The organism is Streptomyces sp. SID13031, assembly GCF_010548305.1.
Classification (GTDB): domain Bacteria; phylum Actinomycetota; class Actinomycetes; order Propionibacteriales; family Kribbellaceae; genus Kribbella.
Map to the genome: position 1 here is coordinate 60,449 of NZ_JAAGLV010000019.1, position 14,544 is coordinate 74,992.

Genomic DNA, 14,544 nt, shown 5'->3' on the forward strand with positions numbered 1-14,544 from the left:
TCAGATCAATCCAGCCGCAGTGCCGTCGGTGCCCACCGAGGCGGCGGCGATACCGGCAACTGCCCCAGCCCCGGCGTGATCGACCCGAGCACGCTGCTGTGCCGGGCGCCCGTACAGCTCGGCACCGTCCCGCCCAGCCCGTTCACTGTCAGGAACCCCAGTACTGCGAACGCGTACGCCTCCTTGGCCGCTGACGGCATCCCCAGGTCGTCAGTACTCCGCAGTGGCACCCCACGCAGCTCCTCAGCCAGCAGATGCATCAACACCGGGTTACGGATCCCACCGCCGGCCGCAATCACCTCTGTGCCGCCATACGCGTGTACTGCGTCCGCCACCGTCCGTGCCGTCAGAGCAGTCACTGTCGCCACCAGGTCATCCGGCGCGAGCTGCGGGAGCCCAGTCATCGCCTCAGCGAGATACCCGAGGTGGAACAGCTCCTTGCCGGTGCTCTTGGGGGCCGCCCGCGCGTAGTACGGCTCGGCCAGCAGCCTCTCGAACAACTCAGGATGGATCTGCCCCCGACCGGCCATCACCCCGTCGGCGTCGAAGGTGGACTGCCCGCCGGTGAGGTCACGCACGACGGCGTCCGCCAGCGCGTTGGCCGGGCCGGTGTCGAAAGCGATCGGATCAGCCGTTCCGGGCACGACGGTGATGTTGGCGATCCCGCCGAGGTTGAGCGCGACCGGCGTACCGGGGCGGCCACGGAGCCAGAGGACGTCCACCAGGCTGACCAGCGGCGCACCCTGACCGCCGGCAGCGACATCACGAGAGCGCAGGTCGGAGACGACCGCGACACCGGTCGCCTCGGCGATCCATGCGGGCTGACCGAGCTGCAGCGTGCCGTGCACCTGCCCCTGGTCGACCCAGTGGAAGACAGTCTGCCCATGCGAAACGATCAGGTCGGCGTGCCCGCCGCAGAGCTGCTCGACCGCCTGCTCGGCGACACCCGCGAACGCCTGCCCGATCCCGGTGTCGAGCCGGCAGACCTGCTCCAGCGTAGTAGTTGCTGGAGGCAAGGATTTCGACAACTCGGCGCGCAACGCCTCCGGATAGGCGTGACTCAGCATCCCCAGCGGAGTGAGCACGATCTGCCCGTCCTCCAGCCGCAGATCGGCCGCCGCCGCATCGATCGCGTCGTACGACGTACCCGACATCAGCCCGATGACTCGCACGTCAGTCCCGCAGCTCGCGTTTGTGGTCGTCGCCTCGCAGCGTCAGCAGGGCGACCACCGACACGGCGCAGGTGGCGACCACGTAGTACGCCGGGATGTCGACGTTCTTGGTGCGCTTGATGAGTTCCGTGATGATCAGGCCGGCCGAACCCGAGAAGACGGCGTTCGACAGCGAGTAGGCCAGCCCGAGGCCGGTGTAGCGGGCTCTGGTGGGAAACATCTCTGCCAGCATGGCCGGTCCCGGCCCGGCCATCAACCCGACCACGAGTCCCGCCGCGAAGACCGCGCCCCCCTTGGCCGCATTCGAGCTCTCCGCATCCTGCAGCAGATTCATCAGCGGGAACGCCAGTACTACGACGAGCGCCGCGCCGGTCGCCATCACCGGGCGGCGCCCGATCCGGTCACTCAGCCAACCGGCCGGCATGATCGAGACGGCGAACCCCAGGTTGGCCAGCACGGTCGCCACCAGCGCCTGCTGGAAGGTCGCGTGCAACGTCGCCTGCAGATAGGACGGCATCACGACGAGGAAGGTGTACCCGGCCGCGGACCAGCCCATCAGCCGGCCGATGCCGAGCGCGATCGCCTTGGCCACCTCAACCCTGTCAGCCGCCGGCTGCTCCTCCCGCTGGACCTTGGCGAAACTCGGCGTCTCCTCCAGCCTGAGCCGCAACCACAGCGCGACCAGGCCGAGCGGGAGCGCAAGCAGGAACGGCACCCGCCAGCCCCAGTCGGTCAGCGCCTCCTTGCTCAGTACGGTCGCCAGGACCGCCGCGAGCCCAGCACCGACGAGCAGCCCGAGCGCGACGGTGAACGACTGCCAGGCGCCGTACAGGCCGCGCTTATTCTTCGGCGCGAACTCGGTCATGATCGACACCGCTCCGCCGAACTCGCCACCGGCCGACAACCCCTGCAGCGCCCGTACCAAGGTCAGCAGCCACGGCGCCGCGGCCCCGACGGTCGCGTACGTCGGCAGCAGGCCGATCAGCGTGGTTGAAGCCGTCATCAGCAGCAGTACGAGGATCAGCGTCGGACGCCGGCCGATCCGGTCGCCGAGCCGGCCGAAGACCGCGGCGCCGATCGGGCGGAAGAAGAACGCGAGCGCGAACGAGGCGTAGGTCTTGATCAGGCTCTCGGAGTCGCTGGTCGAGGTACTGCTGAAGAAGTTCGCCGCGATCACCGTCGCGAAGAAGCCATAGGCGCCGAACTCGTACCATTCGACGAAGTTGCCGACCGTGCCGGCGACCAGCGACCTGCGGGTCCGCCGGGCGTCAACTGTCGTAGCAGTGCTCATCTGCTCCTCTTCTCACCTCGCCCCCGAAACTTTCCTCCCGCCAACCGGTCTATCTTCGTCTATGAGTTCCCATTCGCGCGAGTAGCCGCCTCGCCCCGCTGCGCCGAGCGACCGTCGTCACTGTCAGCTCCGATCCCTTGACACAACGTCCCGACCGGTCGAGGATCGATCGCTATACCGGTTTATCTTCGGCTGTTCCCGCCTGTTCAGTCAGGCGGGAACAGCCGCTTAACCGGTATAGCGATCTTCCGCCCTCTTGATCTGGAGTTGGTCGATGAGTCCCGCAAACATCAGCAGAAGAACCCTCTTGTCCGGCCTGGCCGCGACGGGTGCCGTCGCCGCCACCGGCGCGGCACTGCCCGCCGACGCCGTGACGGCGCGTGACTGCCGCGCGGCAGCCAAGACCGGTCCGGTCACGGTCGCCTACGTCGAAGTGAACGACCACAGCATGCTGAGCGCCGGCAAGTACACGCTGACGAACGGCGGTGCGCAGGTGATCGACGTCGCGGTGATCTTCGCGGCGAACATCAACTACAACACGACGACCAAGAAGGCCTATCTGTTCTTCAACCCTCAGGTGACGAACGTGCTGAACAACGTCGCCACCCAGGTCCGCCCGTTGCAGCAGAAAGGCATCAAGGTTCTGCTGTCGATCCTCGGTAACCACCAGGGTGCCGGCTTCGCCAACTTCCCGACCAAGGCGGCTGCCGAGGCGTTCGCGACCGAGCTGGCCGACGCGGTCAACCGCTACGCCCTGGACGGCATCGACTTCGACGACGAGTACGTCGAGTACGGCAACAACGGCACCGGCCAGCCGAACGCAGACTCGTTCATCTGGCTGGTCCAGGCACTCCGCGCCAAGCTGCCGAACAAGCTCATCACCTTGTACGACATCGGTCCGGCATCCGACCGGCTGGTGAGCGGCAGCCAGAGCATCCGGGAGACCTTCAACTACGCCTGGAACCCGTACTACGGCAGCTGGGGCGTTCCGAGCGGCCCGAGCTCCAAGTCCAAGCTCTCCCCCGCCGCCATTTCGTACACCGCCACGAGCCAGAGCACCGCGACGAGCCTCGCCCAGCGCACGGTGTCCGAGGGCTACGGCGTCTTCCTCACCTACAACCTCACCGAGTCCAACACCGCCACCTACCTGTCCGCCATCACCCAGAAGCTCTACGGCAGCAATACCGTCTACACCCCCTAGAGCTCGTACTCCCAGCCTGACTGCCACTCGAAGGGCGCATCTACCAACTCTTCGAGTGGCAGCCCGCTGCCCAGCAGATGGTCCAGACACCACCGATTCGCCGAATGCGCGACGACCAGCACCCGCCGCCCGACGTACCAGCGGCTGACATCGGCGAGGAACGACTCGGTCAGCGCCAGTACATCCGAATAGCTCTGCCCACCGGGAAACGGAAGATCGATCCGCGCCCGCCTCGGCCCAAGCTGACCGGCCGACGCCCCGTTGAGCTCGCCGTAGTCGCACTCCCGCAACCGCCAATCCTGGAGATGCGGCACCGCCGGCCCGGCGAGCTCGACTGTCTGCACAGCCCGCCGCAGATCCGAGCTGAACACCACATCGACGTCCCGGTGCCGTTCCCCCAGCTCGACCGCCTGCCGGCGCCCTTCAGCTGAAAGTTCGCCAGGCAGCCAGCCGGTCGCGATCCCTTGCTCGTTGTCGAGCGTGGTCGCGTGCGTCTCGTAGATCAGCTTCACCGTCACGGCTCACATCCAATCCGCTTTGCGTTCGTTACTGGCGGGTATATACTCAAGTTACTCGCGAGTACAGCGAAGAAGCGAAGAGGTAGGGGAACCCTGTGAGCCACTACAAGTCGAATCTGCGGGATATCGAGTTCAACCTGCTCGAGGTGCTCGGCCGCGGCGAGGTGCTGGGCCAGGGCCCGTACGCCGAGATGGACGTCGACACCGCCCGCGAGGTGCTGTCGGAGATCGACCGGCTGGCGAAGAACGAGATCGCCGAGTCGTTCGAGGATGCCGACCGCAACCCGCCGGTCTTCGACCCCGCCACGCACGAGGTGCGGATGCCGGAGTCGTTCAAGAAGAGCTACCACGCCTATATGGACGCCGAGTGGTTCAAGCTCGAGCTGCCGCCGGAGCTCGGTGGCCAGCCGACGCCGCCCTCGCTGCGCTGGGCCGCCGCCGAGATGGTGCTCGGCGCCAACCCGGCCGTGCACATCTACGCCGCCGGCCCGAACTTCGCGCACGTGCTCTGGCGCAACGGCACCGACCGCGACAAGCTGATCGCCAAGCACATCATCGACCGCGGCTGGGGCGCGACCATGGTGCTGACCGAGCCGGACGCCGGCTCCGACGTCGGCGCCGGGCGCACCAAGGCCACCCTGCAGGACGACGGCAGCTGGCACATCGAGGGCGTCAAGCGCTTCATCACCTCGGGCGAGCACGACATGACCGAGAACATCGTGCACCTGGTGCTGGCCCGCCCGCAGGGCATCGAGGGCGCGGGCGGTCCGGGCACCAAGGGGCTCAGCCTGTTCATCGTGCCGAAGTACGACTTCGACCTGGAGACCGGCGAGCTGACCGGTGAGCGCAACGGCGCCTTCGTCACGAACGTCGAGAAGAAGATGGGCATCAAGGTCTCCACCACCTGCGAGCTGACCTTCGGCGAGACCATCCCCGCCAAGGGCTACCTGCTCGGCGAGGTGCACAACGGCATCGCGCAGATGTTCCAGGTGATCGAGTACGCCCGGATGATGGTCGGCACCAAGGCGATCGCCACCCTCTCGACCGGCTACCTGAACGCCCTCGAGTACGCCAAGGCGCGGGTCCAGGGCGCCGACCTGACCAACCCGGCCAAGGACGCCCCGCGCGTCACGATCACCCACCACCCCGACGTACGCCGCTCGCTGCTCACCCAGAAGTCGTACTCCGAGGCCCTGCGCGCGCTGGTGCTCTTCACCGCGACGTACCAGGACCGCGCGGAGCAGGCCCGGTACGCCGGTGAGCACGACGCCGAGGCCGAGGCGGTCAACGACCTGCTGCTGCCGCTGGTGAAGGGCTACGGCTCGGAGAAGTCCTGGACGCTGCTGGGCACCGAGTCGCTGCAGACCTTCGGTGGTTCGGGCTTCCTGCAGGACTACCCGATCGAGCAGTACGTCCGCGACGCCAAGATCGACACCCTGTACGAGGGCACCACCGCGATCCAGGGCCAGGACCTGTTCTTCCGCAAGATCATCAAGGACCAGGGCCAGGCACTCGGCCACCTGTCCGAGCAGATCCAGGCGTTCGTCGCCTCCGAGGCGGGCAACGGCCGGCTCAAGGAGGAGCGCGGGCTGCTCGCCAAGGGCCTCGAGGACACCCAGAAGATCCTCGGCGTGATGGGTCAGGCGCTGATGGCGAGCAACCCGCAGGCCGAGAACGGCGACCCGCGCAACATCTACAAGGTCGGCCTGAACTCCTCGCGGCTGCTCTTCGTGCTCGGCGACGTGGTCTGCTCGTGGCTGATGCTGCGGCAGGCCGAGGTCGCGCTGGAGAAGCTGGGCGGCGAGCTGTCGCCGGCCGACCAGGACTTCTACACCGGCAAGCTGGCCGCCGCGCAGTGGTTCGTCCGCTCCACGATGCCGACGGTCCGCGCCGAGCGGATCAAGGCCGAGCTGACCGACCTCGACGTGATGGACCTGCCCGAGTCGGCCTTCTGAAGCTGCCCCTGACTGCCCGCCGATCTGCCCTGTTCGGGTGGATTGGTCTACGGAAGAGTTTCGCCCTGTAGTACCGCGACCCTGGCCTGGTCTCCCCTGTCCGAGCCAGGGCCGCGGCCATTTCCGGGGCTTCTGGAACCAGTTCGGCCACGGTGGCGTCAGTGCAGAGGTGGACCTCTCAAGGCGTCGTAAGCTGACCGCGATGTCCGCCCGAATCCCCCGCCTCGGCGCACTTGTCGCTGTCTTGGCGTTCCTCGCCCCGTCCCCCGCCGCCGCAACGCCTGCACCCCCTGTACTACCCGAGCTGCCGGATCAGATCGCCGCCGGCTGGAGCACCGATCGCGTCTTCGTGTACGACGCGTTGCGGCCGGGCTTCCCCGCGGCCGAGCTGGCCCGCATCCGCGCCGCCACCCGCACCGCCCCTTTCCCTGTGTACATCGCACTGCTGCCGCGTACCCCGTACACGCGGCAGTTGTCGATGGATCTCCCCACCCTGCTGCAGGCCCGCGTCGGCCAGCCCGGGCTCTACCTGGTGTGGAGCGTGTCGGACGACTACTGGTCCGGCACCCAGACCCTGATCCGGCCCGGCGGGCTGAAGGGCCGCGAACTCGTCGGGGTGCAGCTCGACGACAAGCAGGACAACAAGATCGTCACCGACCGGCCCGCGCCGCGCATCGTACGGACGATCCAGCAGGCAGCGACGGCGTACGACGGACGCGCGCTGCCGGCGGTCCCGGCCGCTGACCTGACCAAGGAGCGCGACCGCGATGGCGACGAGCTGTCGGCGACGGACAAGGGCGATCGGGCGGCGTTCATCGGGATGGGCGCCGGCGGCCTGATCGGTTTCTGCCTCGTCATCGTGATCACCCTGCGCCATCGGGGAAAGCGACCGACTCCCCGCAAGCGCGCCCAAAGTGGCGCCGCGGGCCCGGTCAACGTGTGGTCCGTCCGAGGCAAGGCGGACCGGTGGATCGTCAAGGCGGACAAGAGCCTCAAGCGCCTCGAGGCCAAGATCAAGACTGCCCGCAGCAACGTCTCCGAACTTCTGGATCAACGCGACGACGCCAGCGCCCGGCTGACGGCCGCCCGCACTCTGCGGGCCGACGACTCCGACGACCTCACCGCGCCCGCCGGAGCGTTCGTGCTGGCCCGGCAGGCCAACGAGGCGGCCAGTGGCGCCGCGGTCCAGCCACCGTGTTTCTTCAACCCGCTGCACGAGCCGGGAGTCGTCCAGGCCCCGTGGTCCGACGACACCGAAGTACCGGCCTGCAGGAGCTGCGCGAAGGTGCTGGAGCGTGGGGAGACTCCGCGGGGGTTCCTGGTGTGGAAGAAGTCCGGCCTACTGCGGCTGGACCGCAAGGCCGTGCCCTATTGGACTGTGGACCCGAAGGAGCAGCCGCTGATGGCTACCGGCTTCGGTGCTCTCGAGGACGACCTGGCCGAGCGAGTTGGCCGGCAACGCGGAGGCGACCAGTGAGACGCCTCCTACTGCTGGTGCTGGCCGGCCTGTTCCTCTTCTTCACCAGTGTGGTCCCTGCGTCCGCAGCAGAGGTGCCCACTGATCTACGGGTGACCGCTGCTGTCGCCGCCTGGAAGAGCACGCCTCTGTACGTCGATCCGCAGTACGGCTCGATGGACACCAAGGGGGTCGTCGAGCGGCTCGCGTCCGCGGAGGTGCCGGTGTACGTCGCTGTCCTGCCGACGGGAGCCTGGTTCCAGGAGAAGGGCGACACCGTACGGTTGGCGGGCTGGCTGGCGGTGAGCAACGGGAAGCCGGGCCTCTACCTCGTGGTGGACGACTCCACGGTGATCGGGGCGACCCATCTGATCGCGGCGAGTTCTCCCGGTACGACGTATGCGGCCAGGGACGAGAGCTTGGCCGGGCAGGTCGGTGACTACCTGGACGCGACCACGGTCAACGACCGGTACGAGAAGAAGCCGGCCAGGACCGCGGCGCGGCCACCGACATCCGAGCCGAGCTACGAGCGGGACAACCGGTTCACGGCGAAGTCGGCGATCGGCAACAGTCTGGGCGGTCTGACGCTCGGGCTCCTCGGCGGAGCGATCCTCGCCACGCCAGTACTCGGACTGGCGGCCCTGATCGCCCATCGACGTGGAGGTCGGCTGTGAAGTGTCTGTCGGTGGTGAAGCGCCTTGTGATTCTGCTGGCTCTACTACTCGCGGCGGCGCCGTTGCCCGCCACGGCGGCCGGGAGTCAGACACCGGCCGAGCGGGCCAAGGAGATCGCCACGGCGCTGACCAAGGACCCGCTCTACGTCGACCCGATCTACGCACCTGCGCTGCCGGAGGCCAAGCGGACCGACCTACGGGCCAACGCGAAGGCTCTCGGCTACCCGGTCTACACAATCGTCCTGCCGCTGACCCCGAGCGACGCCTTCCAGGGCGAGGAGTCGAACGTCATCACGCTCGTCTCCGACGCCCTGCGCAAACCGGGCCTGTACGTCGTGGTCGACGGTGGTGGGCGCTTCCCCTGGTACGACGTGAAGGACCTCCCGCAGCTCGACGAGGACAAACTCATCCCGGCTCGCCAGCGCGCCCTCGACGACACCGGCTACGACGCGGGGCCGACGGAGGTTCTGACCCGGTTCTATGAACTACTGGCCGGTCCTGCGCTGCCGCAACGGACGCGCGCGACCGAAGGCAGTGGCGGTCGCAGATCAGCTGGAGATGACGACGAGAGCGGCATGTCCGGCGGGATGATCGCGCTCGCTATCGTCTTGGCCGTCCTCGCGCTGATGGTCGTCCTCGGCCTCTGGATCGGGCTGCGGCGTCGCACTTCTGCGGACAGTCCTCGGAAGGAGAAGGCCTTCAGCATTCCGCCCCACGTCGCCGCGACCGTGGCCGCGGAGCGCCGGCGACGGCTGACGAAGGAGACGACGGCGGAGCTCACCCGGCTCGGATCGGAGCTGGCTGCCTTGCCGACGGTGGCCGGCGAGGGATTGCGGCATCAGCAGACGGCGCTGGACTGCCACGATGCGGCGGGGCGGGTGCTCGACGCTTCGCGCGATCTGGTCGACGTGGTCGGCGCGATGGTGCTGCTGGATCGCGGGCGACGCGAGTACGACGTAGCGCAGGCGCTCGCGGCCGGGCGCAAGCCTGGCGTAGTACCGGCGTTGTGTGCCTTCAATCCCTTGCACGGAAGGGCTTCTGGCCGGCCGACCCAGGTCGAGTCCGATGGCACCACGCTGGCCTTGCCGTTGTGTGCCGGCTGCCGCCGGGCGTTGAAGGCCGGCCAGGCGCCGGCCTCGTTGCCGGGCGACGACGGGCCCTACTGGCATGGCGATGACCTGTGGGCGCGGACCTTCTTCGGTGCCCTGAGCGATGACCTGGCGGGTGCCGTCAGCAGGGGTGAGTACCGGTCCTGACCGGCCCGTCCCTGAGCCGTGCGTCAGGGCGTTTCTGGGGGTTCTGCCTGATCCGGCGCCACGCCGTACCGACCTACTGTCGAGCCAGGAATCGGGGCGGGGACTAGGCGAGGCGGGATTGAGATGGCGACAACCGGGCAGGTCGGGGCGCTGCTGCTGGTGGCAGGGGCAGGGATGGCGTTCTGGACCTTCGGGGACAAGGACGCGAACGACACCCATGTGGTGAACGACAAGATCTCCGTCGTCCGGCTGGACTCGCCGAACGCCGACGTCACCATCAAGGTGGCCGACGTCGACAAGACAACCGTCGAGGAGAAGCGCTCGTACTGGCTGGTCAAGCACGGTGACGCGTTCGAGGTCGACGGCGAGACGCTGAAACTCGACGGCGACTGCGGCTGGCAGTGCCGGGCCGACTTCGTCGTCACCGTGCCGCGCGGGACCAAGGTGACCGGCGACAACGGCAGCGGCGACCTGTCCGTGACCGGGGCCGGCGGGGTCGATGTGGGCTCACGGTCGGGGAAGGTCTCACTGACCGACGTCTCCGGTGACGTGAAACTCGACCTCACCTCGGGTGACGTCGAGATCGACCGGCTGAGCGGCAAGCTCGAGGTCCAGGCGAACTCGGGCGATATCGAGGCCAAGCACCTCAAGGGTGGTCCGGTGAACGTCGAGACCAGCTCGGGTGATCTGGAGCTCGAGCTCGACGAAGCCGTCGACGTCCGGGCCAAGGGGACGAGCAGCGATGTCGAGGTGACCGCGCCGTCGGGCAGCTACAAGGTGCAGACCAAGACGCACAGCGGTGAGGTCGACAACGGCCTCGGCAACGACCCGGACGGCGGGCACACCATCGACGCCAGCACCGTCAGCGGAGATGTGACGCTCGCCGCACGCTGACGTTTATCAACGGGTACTTCGTAGGTGTCCGGCGACCCGGGGTCCGATCGACATGCACCGTTGATTGTCCCCCGGCTCGCGCGGGCGTAGCGTCGAAGGTGTCCGTTGAACGCGAGGAGGGCTCGGCATGAGTATCGGTGTGGGGATCTTCCTGATGGTGGTGGGCGCGATCCTGTCGTTCGCTGTCCGGGACAGCTGGGCCGCCGTCAACCTGACCGCGGTCGGCTACATCCTGATGCTCGCCGGGCTGGCCGGCATCGTGCTCTCCTTCTACATCACGAACCGGCGCCGTCGCGTCCCGAACGACGCCCTCGACCCGGCGATCGAGGAGGAGTACCGGGTCGTCGAGGAGCACCACCGCGACATCAAGGAGTAGGGCTCAGGGAGCGGTCGCTCCCGACAGCACCAGCTCGAGTCGGTCGGGGCCTCCGGCAACGACCTTGACCGGCACGCCCCAGTCCTGCCGATGCATGTGGCAGGCGGGGAACTCGACCGCCGCCGAGTCGTCACAAGAAGCAGCCTGTACTGCGACGTGCAGCACCCCGTCGCCGACGCGCTCGTCGATGACCAGCCGGCGGGCCAGCTCTGTGGAGTCGCCCGCGCCTTCCTTGAGCAACCCTTCCGGCGTGGATGAGACGAGCAGCCGGGTGGACGGACCGTACCGGTTGTCGAGCTTCTGACCGGGCGGCGGCGTGAACACCACGTCCAGGGTCACCTCGCCGCCCGCGATCTCCATCGGCGGTCGCTGGGTACGGGTGCTGAACTCGTCCGCCTTCGCCGAAGCGCCCAGCGGGACCCGGGTCAACCGGTGCGCCGCCGACTCGACCACCAGGAGATCGTTGCCCGCGACAACGGCTCCGCTGGGCTCGGCGAGACCTGTGGCCATCGTCTCGACCAGGCCGCTGGACGGGTCGTACCGGCGTACGGCGCCGTTGTAGGTGTCGGAGATCGCGATGGAGCCGTCCGGCAGCACGGTCACGCCGAGCGGGTGCTGCAGCAGTGCCTCCTCGGCCTTGCCGTCGCGCAGACCGAAGTCGAAGAGCCCGGTCCCGATCGCGGTGTGCACCTCCGTGTCCATCCAGCGCAGCGCGGAGATCTCCGAGTCGGCCAGCCAGAGCCGCTCACCGTCGACCGCGAGCCCGGACGTCTGCGCGAACCAGGCCTGCTTCGGCTCACCGTCTTTGAGGCCCTCGTTGGTGGTACCCGCGGCAACCTCGGTTGTTTTCGTGAATGGGTCGTAGGTCCAGAGCTGGTGGACGCCGGCCATCGCGATCCACACCTTGTCCTGCCACCAGGCCACATCCCACGGCGAGCTCAGCACGCCGGTGCCGTCGCCGTCCATCCACTGCTTACCCGTACCAACCAACGTGCTGACCTCGCCGCTGCCCAGGTTGATGCCGCGCAACGCGTGGTTGACGGTATCGGCCACAACTACGTCGTACCCGACCTTCTCGGCGACCTCAGCCGGGAGCACCGTGAGCCCGTTCGGCTCTGAGAAGGAGGCTTCCACCCCATCGCTGAAGCCGCGCTTCCCAGTGCCGATCCTCCTGACCACGGTGCTCGCGTCAGCCGCCAGCTCGACGATGCTGTGGTTCCCCGCGTCCGCCACCAGAAACCCGTCGCCCAAGGCAACAACCTTGGCCGGGAACCGCAGCTCCCCCGCCTCGGCCACCGGCGCGACATACGGCGACTTCCCCCGCGTCAACGTCCCGGCCTTCTCGTGCTCCGCAATCAACTCGGCCAACTGAGCATCCAGCGCATGCGCATGCCCTTCCCCCGAGTACTGCGCCACGATGTACCCATTGGGATCCACCAACACCAACGTCGGCCAGGCCCGAGCCGTGTAGTTCTCCCAAGTCACCAACTCCGGATCATCCAGCACCGGATGCCCCACCTCATACCGCTCAACAGCCGCCTTCACAGCAGCCTCTTCCCCCTCATGCGCAAACTTCGGCGAATGCACCCCCACAATCACCAACGCATCCCCGTACTTCTCCTCCAGCGGCCGCACCTCATCCAGCACGTGCAGACAGTTAATGCAGCAAAACGTCCAAAAATCCACCAAAACGAAGCGACCCCGGAGGTCAGAGAGTGTCAACTCCCGCCCCCCAGTGTTCAACCATCCCCGACCCTTGAGCTCCGGCGCGCGCACATGCATACCCCCATTGTCCGCCCCGGCCCAACCACCACTCGACCGAGGACTGCCCCGTGGACGATTCAACTCCGGCGATCACTCGGGCAGTCGCCGGTCAGCGCAGGCCCGGACGGCCAGGCCATCAATAGGGCGACGGAGCGTCGCGGGCGAGCGGGGGCGGACGTGGGCTGACGCCGGGATGGGCCCGATTGATGGCCTGGCGGTCCGTGCCTGCGCTGACAACAGGAGAGCTAAGCCGACCGCGGACCATCCTTCGGCCGCGATTCAGCGGGGCAGGATCAGGGTGTCCGTGAGGAGTTTGGCGGTTTTGCGGAGGGTGGGGGCTGAGGAGGAGAGTTCGGCGGCCAGGCTCAAGGGGGTCAGGGGTTCGCCGGGGCCTACCAGGCGGTGGCGGTGGGCTTGGAGCCAGACGATGGCTCGGGGCCAGGTGGAGAGGCGAGCCTTGGTGAGGAGGTCGGGGGCGTCTCGGACCAGGCGGTCGGCGATTTCGAAGGCTTCGGCGGCGTAGCCGGTGCCCAGGGTCTCGCCGGCCAGGAGCCAGGCGTGTGGGGCCAGGACGGAGAGGGTTGCCGCCTGCGACTTGTCCAGGCCGCGGAGATCGGGGCGTGGGGGTGAGCCGAGGCCGGCCAAGGTGCGGTAAGCCTCTTCCAGGTCGTCGCTGGTGTCGTCCAGGAAAACTCGCTCGCCTGATTTCGCGCCGATCGGCTCCGCTAGGGCGGCCGCCTCCAGCGCGGGTTTCCAGACGTCGACGGCGTCGACTGCCTCGTCGATCGCGTCCAGGTCGAGCGACGTGCGCTCGCCCGCGAAAGCCAGCCAGGCCTTGATCACCAACGGCACCGCGGCGAAGTAGGTGCTGTCGGCAAGCACCTTGCGCGGCAGCCAGTAGGACAGGAAAAGCTCCACCAGTACTGCGCTCACCCGCAGCGGGCCACCCACCGTCCGGTCGACGGCATGGTCGATCCACAACCGCGCGATGTCGGCCGCGTCATCCGGCATCCCAACGGCGAAGGACGATTCGAGGAACTCGTCGACCAACTGATCGCGCTGCCGCCCGGACAGCTGCGCCCGCACCGGCGGTCGCACCGGACGCTCCGGCAACTGGGTCAGCCGATTCACCAGCAACCCCGAGAAGAACTCGAAGTCCTCGGTCACCGGCGGATCGTCGTGGTCGTGCGTCTGGCCCAGCGCCTGCAGGATGATCCCCGCGGCGGTCGCCGGCCGGACCGTCCGCACGGTCACCCGCCCACCACGCTGGTACGCCTCGACCACCCGGTCCACCGGTGGCCCGACGAAAACGTCCTTGGCGATCGCGCCCAGGTTGTTGTCCACGAAGACGACCACCGTGTGCGGATGCTGCTCGTCGTCGTAGTCGAGCACCACGCTCAGGCCGTCGCCGGTGACGTCCTCCGACACGATCGCGCTGGTCAGCCGGAAGCCCGCGATCCGCGCCACCCAGTCCGGTACGTCGTACTGCCCCCGGCCGCGCGACAAGTGCGCGCGCTGCAGCGGCAAGCGCCCGGCCGGTCCGACGGTTCGGGCCAGACTCGTCAACAGGACAAAGGAATCCGGGTCGCGCCTCTCCCCCAGCACCCGAGCCGCGTCGGCCCAGAAGAACCGCTCGACCTCGCCGATCTCGTCGGGCTGCCCGGCCGGCCAGAGCTGGTCGGCGAGCAGCGCGGCGGACCGCGCGACGGACGCCTCGGCGATGACCGGATGGAGTGCGGGTGGCGCCGCAGCTAGGTCGAGCAGCAACGTCTCCTGCAGGGTGTCCAGCACAGCGACGCTCGGCGTGGTGTCGAGGTCTGTCCCCACGACACCCGCCGGCGGCTGCCCTGGGGTCGGGCCCGAACTGGCGCCGACCAGCCGTAAATGGCTGCCGCGTCCGTCCCGGCCTCGTGACTTGGTCACTCTGGCGAGATTACCGCCGACCGGCCATCTGCCGCAGGGCGGTGCGCGCGTCCTGTGGATAGCC

The 14,544-nt window shown here is 68.1% G+C and carries 12 protein-coding genes; 7 read left to right on the forward strand and 5 right to left on the reverse strand.

What is annotated here, in order from left to right; translation table 11 throughout:
• Positions 1–5: 5 nt before the first annotated feature.
• Positions 6–1,172, reverse strand: coding sequence for an anhydro-N-acetylmuramic acid kinase (locus G3I17_RS31290; protein WP_164601316.1), 1,167 nt, complete (start codon positions 1,170–1,172; stop codon positions 6–8).
• A gap of 1 nt (position 1,173) precedes the next feature.
• Positions 1,174–2,463, reverse strand: coding sequence for an MFS transporter (locus G3I17_RS31295; RefSeq protein ID WP_164601319.1), 1,290 nt, complete (start codon positions 2,461–2,463; stop codon positions 1,174–1,176).
• Positions 2,464–2,737: 274 nt separating this feature from the next.
• On the opposite strand from G3I17_RS31295, the gene G3I17_RS31300 reads away from it, so the two are divergent.
• Positions 2,738–3,664: an endo-beta-N-acetylglucosaminidase H gene (locus G3I17_RS31300; protein ID WP_164601321.1), complete on the forward strand. Its 927-nt coding sequence runs from the start codon at positions 2,738–2,740 to the stop codon at positions 3,662–3,664.
• Here the strand turns inward: G3I17_RS31300 and G3I17_RS31305 are convergent.
• Positions 3,661–4,182: a histidine phosphatase family protein gene (locus G3I17_RS31305; RefSeq protein ID WP_164601323.1), complete on the reverse strand. Its 522-nt coding sequence runs from the start codon at positions 4,180–4,182 to the stop codon at positions 3,661–3,663. The genes G3I17_RS31300 and G3I17_RS31305 overlap by 4 nt on opposite strands.
• A 95-nt stretch (positions 4,183–4,277) precedes the next feature.
• Here G3I17_RS31305 and G3I17_RS31310 point away from each other — a divergent pair, with 95 nt between their 5' ends.
• The 6 genes from G3I17_RS31310 to G3I17_RS31335 all read left to right on the forward strand — a co-directional run bounded on the left by G3I17_RS31310 (position 4,278) and on the right by G3I17_RS31335 (position 10,793).
• Positions 4,278–6,137 (forward strand): acyl-CoA dehydrogenase, encoded by a 1,860-nt coding sequence (locus tag G3I17_RS31310; RefSeq protein WP_164601325.1) that lies wholly within the window; start codon positions 4,278–4,280, stop codon positions 6,135–6,137.
• A gap of 202 nt (positions 6,138–6,339) precedes the next feature.
• Positions 6,340–7,614, forward strand: a complete 1,275-nt coding sequence (locus tag G3I17_RS31315) for a hypothetical protein (protein ID WP_164601327.1) — start codon at positions 6,340–6,342, stop codon at positions 7,612–7,614.
• Entirely contained in the window at positions 7,611–8,267 is a 657-nt protein-coding gene (locus G3I17_RS31320) for a hypothetical protein (RefSeq protein ID WP_164601329.1), read from the forward strand. Before G3I17_RS31315 ends, G3I17_RS31320 begins: the two co-directional genes overlap by 4 nt.
• Before the next feature lie 11 nt (positions 8,268–8,278).
• Positions 8,279–9,523 (forward strand): hypothetical protein, encoded by a 1,245-nt coding sequence (locus G3I17_RS31325; protein ID WP_203591021.1) that lies wholly within the window; start codon positions 8,279–8,281, stop codon positions 9,521–9,523.
• 123 nt (positions 9,524–9,646) lie between these two features.
• Positions 9,647–10,417 (forward strand): DUF4097 family beta strand repeat-containing protein, encoded by a 771-nt coding sequence (locus G3I17_RS31330; RefSeq protein WP_203591022.1) that lies wholly within the window; start codon positions 9,647–9,649, stop codon positions 10,415–10,417.
• A 127-nt stretch (positions 10,418–10,544) separates the two neighbouring features.
• Positions 10,545–10,793, forward strand: coding sequence for a DUF6458 family protein (locus tag G3I17_RS31335; RefSeq protein ID WP_164601331.1), 249 nt, complete (start codon positions 10,545–10,547; stop codon positions 10,791–10,793).
• Between the two features lie 3 nt (positions 10,794–10,796).
• On the opposite strand, the gene G3I17_RS31340 is transcribed toward G3I17_RS31335, so the two are convergent.
• Positions 10,797–12,575, reverse strand: coding sequence for an NHL domain-containing thioredoxin family protein (locus G3I17_RS31340; protein WP_164601333.1), 1,779 nt, complete (start codon positions 12,573–12,575; stop codon positions 10,797–10,799).
• A 261-nt stretch (positions 12,576–12,836) separates the two neighbouring features.
• A complete protein-coding gene (locus G3I17_RS31345; protein WP_203591023.1) occupies positions 12,837–14,480 on the reverse strand; it encodes a hypothetical protein in 1,644 nt (547 codons plus the stop codon).
• Positions 14,481–14,544 lie beyond the last annotated feature (64 nt).

Bases quoted from the DNA above. Each gene is read 5' to 3' on its own strand.
- G3I17_RS31295 (WP_164601319.1), bottom strand. From the start codon at position 2,463: ATGAGCACTGCTACGACAGTTGACGCCCGGCGGACCCGCAGGTCGCTG.
- G3I17_RS31300 (WP_164601321.1), top strand. From the start codon at position 2,738: ATGAGTCCCGCAAACATCAGCAGAAGAACCCTCTTGTCCGGCCTGGCC.
- G3I17_RS31315 (WP_164601327.1), top strand. From the start codon at position 6,340: ATGTCCGCCCGAATCCCCCGCCTCGGCGCACTTGTCGCTGTCTTGGCG.
- G3I17_RS31330 (WP_203591022.1), top strand. From the start codon at position 9,647: ATGGCGACAACCGGGCAGGTCGGGGCGCTGCTGCTGGTGGCAGGGGCA.
- G3I17_RS31335 (WP_164601331.1), top strand. From the start codon at position 10,545: ATGAGTATCGGTGTGGGGATCTTCCTGATGGTGGTGGGCGCGATCCTG.
- G3I17_RS31340 (WP_164601333.1), bottom strand. From the start codon at position 12,575: ATGCATGTGCGCGCGCCGGAGCTCAAGGGTCGGGGATGGTTGAACACT.